Below are 11,498 nucleotides of genomic sequence, written 5' to 3'. Positions count from 1 at the left end.
TAATTTCTACCTGGAGTAATGATGGAAACGACATCGGTCTACGCCGACCGGAAATCCCTCTACATCGACGGTGCGTGGGTCGAACCCGCCACGGATGCACGAGCTGAGAACTTCGACTCGAACGACGAACAGTCAATCGGTAGCTACTCGCTCGCCGGTCGAGAGGAGATCGACCGAGCCGTCGCCGCTGCTCGCGCGACGCTGAACGACCGCGACGGCTGGGCCGGTTACTCGCCGTTCCAGCGAGCTGCGGTAATGCGCCGGTTCGCGGACGCGCTGGAGCGTCGCCGTGACGAGCTCGGCGAGTGGGTCGCGCGGGAAGTCGGGACGCCGATCGAGCGCTCGAAGTTCAGCAACGCCGACACCGCCTCGGCACTGCTGCGCTTCTATGCCGATATCATCGAGCACACCGACCTCGAGGATCTCCGCCCCGCCGGCCGCGGTCACTCGCTGGTTCGCCGCGAAGCGATCGGCGTGGTCGCGATGATCGCGCCGTGGAACTTCCCCATGAGCACGCTGTTCTTCAAGCTCGCTCCGGCACTCGCCGCCGGCTGCACCGCCGTGATCAAGCCCGCGTCACTCACCGCGCTCAACTCGTTCGTGATCGCCGAAGCCGCGATCGAGGCCGAGGTTCCCGCGGGCGTCATCAACATCGTGCCGTGCGACCGCACGACGGGTGACCACCTGCTGACGCACCCCGGTATTGACAAGATTGCCTTCACGGGCTCGACCGAGGTCGGACGCAAGGTCGGCCGCATCTGCGGAGAGAACCTGAAGCCGGTCACGCTCGAACTTGGCGGCAAGTCGGCCGCGCTGCTTCTCGAGGATGCGAACGTCGATCGGCTCGTGACCGAGCTGCACGACCTTAGCTTCTCGAACAACGGTCAGGCGTGCACGAATAATTCGCGCCTCATCGTGCCCGACAACATCTACGACGACGTGCTCGCGGCGGTCGCGGAAGAAGTGCGCGGCTGGCGCGTCGGCCACTCGATGGATCCTGAGACCGTGATCGGCCCCGTCGTCAGCCCCGGCCATCGTGCATCCATCGAGCGATACTACGAAATTGCGGCTGCAGAGGGCGGGCGGGTGCTTGTTGGCGGTGAGCCCATTCGCGATCGCGGCTACTTCGTGCAGCCCTCGGTGTTCGCGGACGTGACACCCGAGATGACCATCTTCCAGGAGGAGCTGTTCGGGCCCGCGATCTCGATCACGCGCTACAGCGGTGATGTCGAGGAAGGCATCCGGATCGCAAACGACTCGAACTACGGGCTCTCGGGCGCGGTGTTCACCGAAGACGAAACCCTCGGCATCGAGACCTCGCGTCGTATCGAAACCGGCACAGTACAGTTTAACCTCGCCAACTTCGATATCGGGGCACCCTTCGGCGGTCGGAAAGACTCGGGTGTGGGGTACGAGTTGGGGGCCGAGGCGCTGCTCGCCTACCTCCACTTCAAGACCATCTTCACACCCAGCGTGCCAGCGGGCTTTTAGACACAACACCATGATCGATCTAACCAACGGTGGCCTCTCCATTTATCCCGTTTCGGGGATACCTGAGATCACACCCGAGCACTCGCTCGCCGAAGAGCTTTTGCTCGCGATCGGCGAAGGCGTGCTCGAGGAGGGGGATGTGCTGGTCGTGACGAGCAAGATCGTCTCGAAAGCGGAGGGACGATTCCTGCCAGCGAGCGAGCGGGCGGCCGCGATCGAACGCGAGACGGTGCGGCTCGTGGCGAAGCTTCCTGGCGGCAACGGGTCGGCGATCGTCGAGAACCGCCTCGGCGTCGTTGCGGCGGCAGCGGGAGTGGACGCGAGCAATATCGTTGGCGACCGCATCCTGCTGCTGCCGGAGGACCCGGACGATTCAGCGTGTCGGCTCGCGGCGGAGCTGAAAGACCGAACGGGCCTCGACCTGGGCATCGTCGTGACCGACACGGTGGGCCGCGCGTGGCGCTACGGTCAGACCGATATCGCAATCGGCTGCGCCAATTTCCAAGTGTTCGACGATTCGCGGGGGACGGTGGATACCGACGGCAAGCCGCTATCGGTGACACAGCGATGCATTGCCGACGAGGTCGCCGCCGCCACCGACATCGTGAAGGGTAAGGCTGCCGCGATTCCGGCGGCGCTCGTGCGGGGCCTCGCGGCGCAGGTCGTGCCCGGGTCACTCGAGCGCGCTCGCGATATCAATCGTGACGCCGACCTCGACCTCTTCTCGCAAGGGACGGCCGAGGCCTACGCGTCGGGCTTCGCCGACGGCGCGAAGCAACCGTCCCCATGACCGGGCAAGGATCGTCTCGGCCGGCGTGGACGGCGATCGTGCCCATCCGCGACTTCTCGACGGCGAAATCGCGCTTGCGCGCATCCCTCCCGTCGGCGGCCGTGGATGACCTGGCCCGGTGGCTTGCGCAGCGCACGATCGGGGAGTTGCTTGCTTGTCGTGCGATCGACGAGGTTCTCGTCGTGTCGGATGCCGAGATGCGCGGGCACTTCGCGGAAGAATCCGTGGACTGCCTCGTGCAGCGCCCCGGTGGCGGTCTCAACGCGGCCATTCGCGAGGGAATGGCCGCGGTGTGGCACGGGCGTCCGGATGCTCGACTCCTCGTCACACACGCCGACCTGCCGTTCGTGACCTCGCGCGACTATGCGCGACTCGCCGGGAAGCTGCATGCGATCGGTGAAGACACGATGGTGCCCGATCGCGCGGGCACGGGAACCACGATGCTTGCCCTACATCCGAGCAGCCGGCGGATGCCCTCGTTCGGCGAGGGTTCCGCCGCACGTCACGAGGAACAAGGGTTCCGGCGCATCGAGCTGCCACGGGAGAGCGGATTGCGCATCGATCTCGACACGATCGAGGACTACCGCGAATTCGCGAACGCCGTGCTCAGCCGCTGAGCGCCGTTCACCCTGATCCCGGTACGCGTGATCCGCGTGCTGCCGACCGACCCAAACGTCCATATTTTCACCGAGCAGCACTTCTTGTTTGTCCGTGCATGGGCCAACAAGGTCTCAGCAGGGGCTGTCAATCCAACTGAAAACCGCTATATTAAACAGAACCAACGGTTCATTTTGAAGGGGATGCAATGACGCAGACCACCTTGATTCGACCCTCAAGTAATGCCAACAAGGCATCGCGAGGTCCAACAGCACACCAGAGTAAGCAGTTCGGCAAATCGGTCTACCGTTTCACTTTGACCATAATTGCAGTTATTGCTGGTGCCGCCGTGCTTTGGGAAGGCTATAAAGCAGTCGGCGCACTGACGGGAGACAAGATCCCGTTCACTCAGATTCCTCTGCCGGTCTCGAGTTCCGACTACGCGATGCCACACCTATCGAGCATCATCGGAGTTCTATTCGAGCCCGCGAGCGGCGCCGGCGGGCCAAGCCTTCTCAGCGAGTTCCTCAACCAACTCTCAGTTACGCTCCGAGAGTCTGGGTTCGGACTCATCATCGGGGCCGCGATCGGCTGCGTACTCGCCGTCCTACTGCGCGAAATTGTCGTCCTCGGCAAGGGTCTGCTGCCCTGGCTCGTGATGTCGCAGACGATCCCGCTTGTGGCGCTCGCACCCATCATCGTCGTGTGGGCTGGTGCGGCCGGACTGCCGAGCTGGGTGGCCGTCACGATCATCTCGGCCTACCTCTCTTTTTTCCCGGTCGTGGTGAATATGCTCACCGGTTTGAATAGCCCAGACCCGGTGCAGATCGAGTTCATGCGTTCGATCTCGGCTTCGCGGCGACAAGTGCTGCTGTGGGTGCGTTTCCCTGCTGCTCTTCCCAGCCTCTTCACGGGACTTCGGCTTGCAGCAACTGCATCGGTCATCGGCGCGATCGTGGGGGAGCTCTCGGCGGGAACAGGGCTCGGCATCGGCCGCGCGATCCTCACCGCGGCCTACTACTACAGCAATTCCCCCGAAACCCTTTTCGCTGCCGTACTCGTTGCTGCACTCGGCGGCGTCGTATTCGTACAGATCATCAGCGTGGTCGAGCTATTCGTCCTTCGGAACAGGAGTAATAATGGATAACGCAATTTCGATTCAAAGCGCGAGCAAGACCTTCCATGTCGGCGGCAACACCGTGGCCGCGCTCTCCGATGTCAACCTTGAGATTGAGCAGGGTGCATTCGTCTCGCTGCTGGGTCCCTCAGGCTGTGGAAAGAGCACGCTCCTCCGAGTCATCGGCGACCTGATCAACCCGGATGAGGGCGGCAGCGTTGCTGTGCTCGGCAAACCGGCGAAGAAAGCCCGCCAGGATCGCGACTACGGCATGGTATTCCAGCAGCCTGGCCTCATGGACTGGCGCACGGTGCAGAAAAATGTCGAACTCCCGCTCCAAGTCGCAGGAGTCGGCGCAACGGAACGTGCAGCGCGGGCAAAGGAACTCCTCTCGCTGGTGCGGCTCGACGGTTTCGAAAACCACCGACCGCGACAGCTTTCGGGCGGGATGCAGCAGCGAGCCGCGATTGCACGGGCGCTGTCGTTCGAGCCGAAGATCCTGCTCATGGATGAGCCGCTCGGTGCTCTTGACGAGATGAACCGGGAATACCTCCAGCGCGAACTGCTGCGCATCTGGCGCGAGACAGGCACGACAATCGTGTTCGTGACCCACAGTGTGTCGGAGGCCACCTTCCTCTCTACCGACGTCGTAGTAATGTCACCTCGTCCCGGCCGAATCGCCGAGCGCATCCAGATCGACCTGCCGTACCCTCGCGTCGACGAAACGCGCAACTCTGAAGCGTTCCACCGCGCGGAGACCGAAGTGCGCGAGGCCCTCCACTCCGTACTCGAACCGACCACGGCAGGTGTGTGATGACTGCGACGCAGGCTATTTCACTCCGCAAGGCAGCGCCCACCGCATCCTGGACCGATAGGCTGCGCGACGCGATCCCCGCGATCGTGGTCGGCCTCATCGTCTTGGGTTCGTGGGAACTCATCGTGCGCGCCGCGAACGTGCCGTCCTACATCCTGCCGATGCCGTCGGAGATCATGGCGCGCTTCTTCGGCGATCTTGGGACGCTCCTGTCGGCAGCGCGGGTCACGACCCTCGCCGTGTTCGGCGGGCTCATCATGGGCGCTGGCCTCGCGATCATCGCGTCGCTGATCGTGAGCCTCTTCGAGCGATTCGCGAAGACGGTGCTCGTGATCGTCGCCATCATCAGCTGCGCGCCGGTCGTTGCGTTGGCACCGATCTTCAACGCGTGGTTCGGTACGACCAACATCTTCTCGAAGATCGCCGTGGCCGCGATCATGGTCTTCTTCCCCGTGATGGTGAACACGACGCGAGGGCTCCTCGCCGTGCAGCCGCTGCACCGCGAGCTACTCGACTCGCTTGGTGGTTCCCGCGCCCAATTGTTGTATTTCGTGCGCATCCCCGGGGCCTTGCCATCACTCATCGACGGCCTCAAGGTCGGTGCAACGCTATCGGTGATCGGCATCATCGTCGCCGAGTACTTCGGCGGTACGGCAAATGCGCTCGGCGTCCTCATCGCGAATTCCGCGGCCCTGTCGCAGTTCACACTGACTTGGGCGGCGGTGCTTACTGCGAGTCTGCTCGGGCTCGCGGCGTACGGCATCGTGCTGCTACTTGGTCGAATCCTCGTGCCCTGGAAGCAGACCGCGCTCTAATTCTCACTTCTCCAGAAATCCCTTCAACAGAAAGCATCAATGACGATGAAACGAAATACCTTCAGTCGCATCCTCGCGGCCGGTGCGAGCGCTCTAATGCTCGCGAGTCTGACCGCATGCAGCGGTATGTCCGAACCTAGTGCAGACGCAGCCGGGGGCAGCGACCATTGCGAGTCCGTTGACAACGTCACCGTTGTGCTGCAGTGGGTCGCCCAAGCCCAATTCGCCGGGTACTTCGCCGCGGATGACGAAGGCTACTATGCCGAGCAGTGCCTCAATGTGACCATTCAGGAAGGCGGCACGAACGTTGTGCCTCAGCAGGTGCTCGCATCCGGTAACGCCGAATTCGCGGTTAGCCACGTCGTCAAGAGCATGGCGACTCGCGAGGAGTCTGCCGATATCGTGAACATTTCGCAAATCTTTCAGCGGGGCGCCTACCTAGAAGTGTCGTGGGCCGAGGACGGCATCGAGACGCTGCAGGACTTCAACGGCCTGAAGGTCGGCTCATGGGGTGCCGGTAACGACCTAACTCTACGTTCGGCGCTTGAGGCTGAGGGGGTTGCATTTGGCGAAGATTTCGAGGTGGTCCAACAACCGTTTGACATGTCGCTGCTGCTCAACCATGAGGCCGACGTCGTCCAAGCGAAGACTTACAACGAATACGCACAGTTGCTTGAGACCATGAATCCTGAAACCGGCGAACTGTATCAGCCGGAGGATTTCAACGTAATCAACTTGCAGGAACTCGGCTACCAGACACTCGAGGACGGCATCTACGCGCGCGGGGACTGGCTCGGTGATGGAAATAATGCCGATATAGCGGCACGCTTTCTTGCCGCGACTTATCAGGGGTGGAGCTTCTGTCGCGACAACGCAGAGACGTGCGTCGACCAGGTCGTCGCTCGCGGCTCAGCACTCGGCGCGACGCACCAGCTCTGGATGATGAACGAGATTAATAACCTCATCTGGCCGAACCCGACGGGGGCGCCGATCGGCACGATGGACCAGGCTGCGTGGGATCAGACGATCGAGATCGGGATGAACGGTGGTGTGCTTTCGCAGGTGCCCGATGAGGGGGCCTGGCGTCAGGACATACACGAGAGCGCGGTTGCGCTACTCGACGGCGGCGACACGGATCTCATAGGAGACGGCTTCACACCGCTCGAAGTTGAGTTGACTGAGGGCGGCAAGTAGACCGTGGGAAGCACAGCGTCCAAAACCGCAGAGTCCGGAGAGATCGTTGTCGCCTGCGCACAGACGGATCCGATCCTCGGTGATATCGAAGCGAACATCGATATCACCGAAGCGGCGATCCGCCGTGCCTCCGCACTCGGTGCCCGCGTCGTTGTGCTTCCCGAATGCGCGAGCGGCGGGTGGGCCTTCGCTGATCGAGCGGAATCCGCCGCCGCCGCGCAGCCTATTGAGGATGGTCCGACCATCCGTGCGTGGAGTACCCTCGCCCGAGACCTAGACATCTGGGTTTGCGGTGGCTTCGGAGAAGCGACCTCGGATGGTTCACTCTTCAACAGCGCCGTGCTTCTGAGTCCACACGGTGTCGAGTCGGTATATCGCAAGGTGCATCTCTGGAACACCGAGCAGCTCGCGTTCGATCCGGGAAACCTTGGATTTCCAGTGGCCGAGACTCCTTTCGGTCGGGTGGGTATGCTCATCTGCTACGACGCCTGGATCCCCGAGAGCTTCCGTAGCCTCGCCGTGCGCGGCGCCGATCTCGTGCTGGCGCCGAGTGACTGGGTGCCGAATCCGCACCAGCCACGGGACGCTCCGCCGCTGGCGCACATCATGGTGACAGCAGGTGCCCACAGCAACCAGTTCTACGTCGCCGCTGCGAGTCGATACGGCATCGAGCGGGGGCAGGATTTCATTGGGCGAAGCGTAATCGCGAATCACACCGGCTGGCTGCTCGCGGAAGCGGGCGGAGAGGCCGAAGTCATCACAGCGAAAATCGACCCTATCGGTTCGCGCGAACGACGCCTATCGGACCCGTTCAACCGGCCTCTAGGAGATCGTCGAGTGAGTGAGTACGACCTTGGCGATGTTCGGCCGACACGCTTCCAACCAATATCGATGCTCGATTAGCATCAATCGGCAAGTTCGCGCGTAATCTCGCGGGCATTCGAATGACAACAGCAAATGCGAACTCTCAACACAACTCCGAAACCGGCGGGTCTTGAGAGCGATGTGTTGAGAGTTCGCGAAGTTGTTTGAGCGGCCAGTGCCGTGGGGTTAGGCCGAAAGCGCCTCAGACACCGAGGTCGAGGGGCGACCAATGAGGTCCTGCAGGTCGGTGCTCTCCGAGTAGAGTGCCCCGTTTGCGATGATCGGGTCCATTCCCGCATACATCCCGGCCATGTCTGCGGGCATGCCGAAGCCCTCAAGGGTGGCTTGGTAGTCCTCGACCGACTGGTCGACATAGGTGACCTCGGAGCCGATGACCTTGGCAACTTCATCCGCGATGCCCTGGTACGTAAGCGCTGGAGCGCCGGCGAGTTCGTAGACCCGTCCGGCGTGATTTTCACCGGTCACGACGACGGCTGCGGCTTCCGCGTAGTCTCGTCGAGCGGCACCGGAAACCTTCGCCGAGCCGGCGGCGCCGAAGAACTTGCCGGTGGCTTTACCGGAGTCAATTGCCGAGGCGTAGTTTTCCCAGTACCAACCGTTGCGCAGCGTGGCGTAGTCGATACCGCTTTCGGCGAGAAGCTGTTCTGTTCCGATGTGCTCTGGTGCGAGACCGAGTTCGGAGGTGTCGAGGTTGAGAAGGCTCGTGTACGCGATGAACTTCACGCCGGCAGCCTTTGCCGCATTGATGATGTTGGTGTGCTGCGCGAGACGCTGGCCTACTTCGCTGCCAGAAACGAGGACGAGACGGTCAACGCCATCGAGGGCTGCGGTGAGGGCTGCTTCGTCTTCGTATGCTGCGACGCCAAGCTTGATGCCCTTCGCTGCAAGGCCAGATGCCTTCGCTTCGTTGCGGACGATGGCGACGATGTCGCCTGCGGCAACACCGCGATTGAGGAGGTGCTCGATGACGAGGGCTCCGAGGTGACCTGTGGCTCCGGTAACTGCAATGCGCATGAATGTCTCTTTCCGTCGTTCGGTAGGTTGTGAATCTAGTGAATCACTTACTAAAAATAAGTGCAAGTATTTCGTAAGTACTAATTTGCGCGTAAGATGGTGCTATGTCGCGTCGAGAATCTGAGTTGTCCGAGCCATTGGCCGCGGACGTGTTTTCGAGCGCGTGCGATTCCCGGACGGCGCTGCAGCATCTCACCGGCCGTTGGGGTGCTCTGACGGTTGCGGCCTTGCAAGTCGGTGACGGTCCAATGCGATTCGGTGAGATTCGTCGACGGATTGACGGCATAAGCGACCGGATGCTGTCGCAGACGCTCGGACAACTCGAGCGTGACGGCATGGTTGAGCGGACGGTGCACAGCAGCATCCCGCCGAATGTTGACTACGCACTTACAGCTCTGGGTGCGAAAATTGCCGAACCGATGCTCGAGCTGATCACGATGCTCGAAGCAGAACTACCGCAAGTGCTCGCTGCGCAAGAGAGCTACGACGCCAACTCCGCGCGCCAGCAGTAAGGGGCGACCATGAACGCCGCGCAGAAGAACAAGGTACCGACCGCCGGCGTTCAACGGATCGAGAATGGTGCGCTCGCGGCAATGCTCGTCGTGGTTGTCATCGCGCTGGGGCAGCCGTGGTGGATGCTCTTGGTCGCGTTTCTCGTGTTCGATCTGTCGGCACTCGGATACCTTGCCGGTAAGCACACTGGCGCATTCACCTACAACCTCGTGCACAATTACACGGCTCCGGCACTGATCGGTCTTGGCTATGCCGTACTCGCGATCGCCGGAATCGACGCGGGGTGGTTGGCACTCGTTGCAGCGTGTTGGGCATTCCACGTTGCCGTAGATCGTGCGCTCGGATACGGGTTAAAACTTGAGGATTTCTCGCAGACGCACCTCGGGCGTATTGGCAAGGCTGCAGCAGCAGCTAGGGCGCCAGGCTAGGTCCGCCGCGTGGTTGCGAAGCGATCTCGAAACGCTGACGGCGTCGTCCCGAAGTGTCGCGCGAAGGCGCGTCGGAGCGATTCATCGCTGCCGAATCCGCTCAATTGAGCCGCGCGCGTCACCGGGTGACCGTCGAGGATTAGGGCGCTCGCGGCATCCGCCCGCACTTCTTCGAGCCACTTCGAGGGCGTCATACCGAGCTCGGCATGGAAGATCCGATTCAAGTGACGCGTGCTGACACCGATTGATGCTGCCATGGACGTAATGGTGTGGTTGTCTGCCGGGTCTGCCGCAACGGTTTCGACCACCGATCGTAAGGCGTCATGATGGATCGGTCGACGCTGGAGTGCCGTGGAGAATTGTGACTGGCCGCCGGGCCGCTGCATGAACATTACGAGCTCGCGGGCAATGGTTCGCGCAGCAGTTGCGCCCAAATCTTCTTCCACCATGGCCAGCGCAAGATCGATCCCGGCAGTAATGCCGGCCGAGGTCATGAGATTGCCGTCGCGGATGTGGATGACATCCGGTTCAACATTGATGCGCGGATACCTCCGTGCAAGCTCGGATGCATGACGCCAGTGCGTCGTTGCGCGACGGCCGTCGAGTAGGCCGAGTTCCGCCAGGATGAACGCCCCGGTACAGACCGACGTAACGCGGTGAGCAATGGATGCGAGGGTAGCGACGTCTTCGAGGATGCTTTCTTCGAAGCGCAGACCTGCGAGGTGCTCGCCACCAACGACCAGCAGCGTATCGAGCGAGTCGACTTCAAGCACAGATTGTGTGCCGGCTATGGCGATGCCAGACGCCGAGCGGACAGTCCCGCCCGTGTGAGAGAGGTAGCTGAGTTCGTAGTGCTTGTCCCCACTATTCGCGAGGCTGAATACCTCTGCCGGTCCGCTGGCATCGAGCACCGTCATCCCGTCAAACACATAGATGCCGACTCGGTGCATCATGTCTGAAGCTGTGGGAAGCATGGCAGAAAGGACATGTCGCCAGTGTAGGTCGGATTGAGAGTCTTGGGAACACAACCAGAATCTGAGAAAGGTGCGCAATGACTGAGACAATCGCCGGAATCACAATCCCCGACAGCACGATGGCCAAGGCCGCAACGGAACTCGTGCGCGACGTCGCCACAGAACTGGTCTACCACCACTCGCGAAGGGTGTATCTGTTTGGTTCGCTTCGTGGTCAGGAGTCGGGCCTCACCTGGGATCCCGAACTGCTCTACGTCGGTGCAATGTTCCACGATCTCGGACTCACCGAGAAATACGGGCGCACCGATCAACGATTCGAGATCGACGCTGCCGATGAAGCACGTCGGTTCTTGACGGAATACGGGGTGTCGAGTTCGGAAGCCGATACCGTGTGGAACGCGATCGCGCTGCACACGACGCCCGAAATCCCGTTGCACATGGCACCGGAAGTGGCACTCGTCACCCGCGGCGTGGAATTGGATGTGCTGGGAATTGGGTATGACGCAATCACCGATGAGCAACGTGCCGCGGTGGTTGAATCGCACCCGCGACCAGACTTCAAGAACCGCATCCTTGCCGCCTTCACGGAGGGGCTCAAGGAACGCCCGGCGACCACGTTCGGGAACGTCAAGGCGGATGTGCTTGAGCATTTCGTGCCTGGATTCGAACGGGGCGATTTTGTTGAGGTCATCCTCGGCTCCGACTGGGCCGAGTAGTCTCGCGCGGCAGATTTAGCGACCTTCATATCGAAGGGGCTCGGAAATGTGTGGCGGGGGGGAGAAAAATTTGTAACAGATTGAAAGCCCCCCCCAACCCGGGGGGGGGGGGGGAGCGAAAACGAAAACCACTCAAAACAAGCCCGGGTT

13 protein-coding genes are annotated in these 11,498 nt (G+C 61.7%); 11 read left to right on the top strand and 2 right to left on the bottom strand.

All coding sequences use genetic code 11. The features are described from left to right. Window positions 1-21 precede the first annotated feature (21 nt). The 8 genes from ACTHXA_RS07080 (at window position 22) to ACTHXA_RS07045 (ending at window position 7,721) form a co-directional block, all read left to right on the top strand. The gene (locus ACTHXA_RS07080; protein WP_441670787.1) at window positions 22-1,491 is read left to right on the top strand and encodes an aldehyde dehydrogenase family protein; all 1,470 of its coding nucleotides are present in this window, start codon (window positions 22-24) and stop codon (window positions 1,489-1,491) included. A gap of 10 nt (window positions 1,492-1,501) precedes the next feature. Continuing rightward, a complete protein-coding gene (gene cofE, locus ACTHXA_RS07075) occupies window positions 1,502-2,281 on the top strand; it encodes a coenzyme F420-0:L-glutamate ligase (protein WP_441670785.1) in 780 nt (259 codons plus the stop codon). Beyond that, window positions 2,278-2,898, top strand: a complete 621-nt coding sequence (locus ACTHXA_RS07070; protein WP_441670783.1) for an NTP transferase domain-containing protein — start codon at window positions 2,278-2,280, stop codon at window positions 2,896-2,898. Before cofE ends, ACTHXA_RS07070 begins: the two co-directional genes overlap by 4 nt. Window positions 2,899-3,194: 296 nt before the next feature. Further along, a complete protein-coding gene (locus tag ACTHXA_RS07065) occupies window positions 3,195-4,025 on the top strand; it encodes an ABC transporter permease (protein WP_441670781.1) in 831 nt (276 codons plus the stop codon). Continuing rightward, a complete protein-coding gene (locus ACTHXA_RS07060; protein ID WP_441670779.1) occupies window positions 4,018-4,809 on the top strand; it encodes an ABC transporter ATP-binding protein in 792 nt (263 codons plus the stop codon). Before ACTHXA_RS07065 ends, ACTHXA_RS07060 begins: the two co-directional genes overlap by 8 nt. Continuing rightward, window positions 4,809-5,624: an ABC transporter permease gene (locus tag ACTHXA_RS07055; protein WP_441670777.1), complete on the top strand. Its 816-nt coding sequence runs from the start codon at window positions 4,809-4,811 to the stop codon at window positions 5,622-5,624. Before ACTHXA_RS07060 ends, ACTHXA_RS07055 begins: the two co-directional genes overlap by 1 nt. 39 nt (window positions 5,625-5,663) lie before the next feature. Then, window positions 5,664-6,818, top strand: coding sequence for an ABC transporter substrate-binding protein (locus ACTHXA_RS07050; RefSeq protein ID WP_441670775.1), 1,155 nt, complete (start codon window positions 5,664-5,666; stop codon window positions 6,816-6,818). 3 nt (window positions 6,819-6,821) lie between these two features. Further along, the gene (locus ACTHXA_RS07045) at window positions 6,822-7,721 is read left to right on the top strand and encodes a nitrilase-related carbon-nitrogen hydrolase (protein WP_441670773.1); all 900 of its coding nucleotides are present in this window, start codon (window positions 6,822-6,824) and stop codon (window positions 7,719-7,721) included. A 147-nt stretch (window positions 7,722-7,868) separates the two neighbouring features. Here ACTHXA_RS07045 and ACTHXA_RS07040 read toward each other — a convergent pair whose 3' ends face one another. Further along, window positions 7,869-8,717, bottom strand: a complete 849-nt coding sequence (locus tag ACTHXA_RS07040) for an SDR family oxidoreductase (RefSeq protein WP_441670771.1) — start codon at window positions 8,715-8,717, stop codon at window positions 7,869-7,871. Window positions 8,718-8,821: 104 nt separating this feature from the next. Between ACTHXA_RS07040 and ACTHXA_RS07035 the strand changes: the two genes are divergently transcribed. Then, window positions 8,822-9,229 carry a winged helix-turn-helix transcriptional regulator gene (locus tag ACTHXA_RS07035; protein WP_441670769.1) on the top strand — a complete coding sequence of 136 codons (408 nt, stop codon included), beginning with the start codon at window positions 8,822-8,824 and terminating at the stop codon, window positions 9,227-9,229. Window positions 9,230-9,238: 9 nt separating this feature from the next. Then, a complete protein-coding gene (locus ACTHXA_RS07030; RefSeq protein WP_441670767.1) occupies window positions 9,239-9,658 on the top strand; it encodes a DUF4260 domain-containing protein in 420 nt (139 codons plus the stop codon). Here ACTHXA_RS07030 and ACTHXA_RS07025 read toward each other — a convergent pair. Continuing rightward, on the bottom strand, window positions 9,655-10,632 hold the full coding sequence (locus tag ACTHXA_RS07025) for a GlxA family transcriptional regulator (protein ID WP_441670765.1): 978 nt from the start codon (window positions 10,630-10,632) through the stop codon (window positions 9,655-9,657). The two genes, ACTHXA_RS07030 and ACTHXA_RS07025, sit on opposite strands and share 4 nt — an antisense overlap. Window positions 10,633-10,709: 77 nt before the next feature. Here ACTHXA_RS07025 and ACTHXA_RS07020 point away from each other — a divergent pair, with 77 nt between their 5' ends. Further along, the gene (locus tag ACTHXA_RS07020) at window positions 10,710-11,348 is read left to right on the top strand and encodes an HD domain-containing protein (RefSeq protein ID WP_441670763.1); all 639 of its coding nucleotides are present in this window, start codon (window positions 10,710-10,712) and stop codon (window positions 11,346-11,348) included. Window positions 11,349-11,498 lie beyond the last annotated feature (150 nt).

It is taken from the genome of Gulosibacter sp., from assembly GCF_052090685.1.
In the GTDB taxonomy this organism is placed as follows: domain Bacteria; phylum Actinomycetota; class Actinomycetes; order Actinomycetales; family Microbacteriaceae; genus Gulosibacter.
This window is presented reverse-complemented; position numbering and strand designations above follow the sequence as displayed.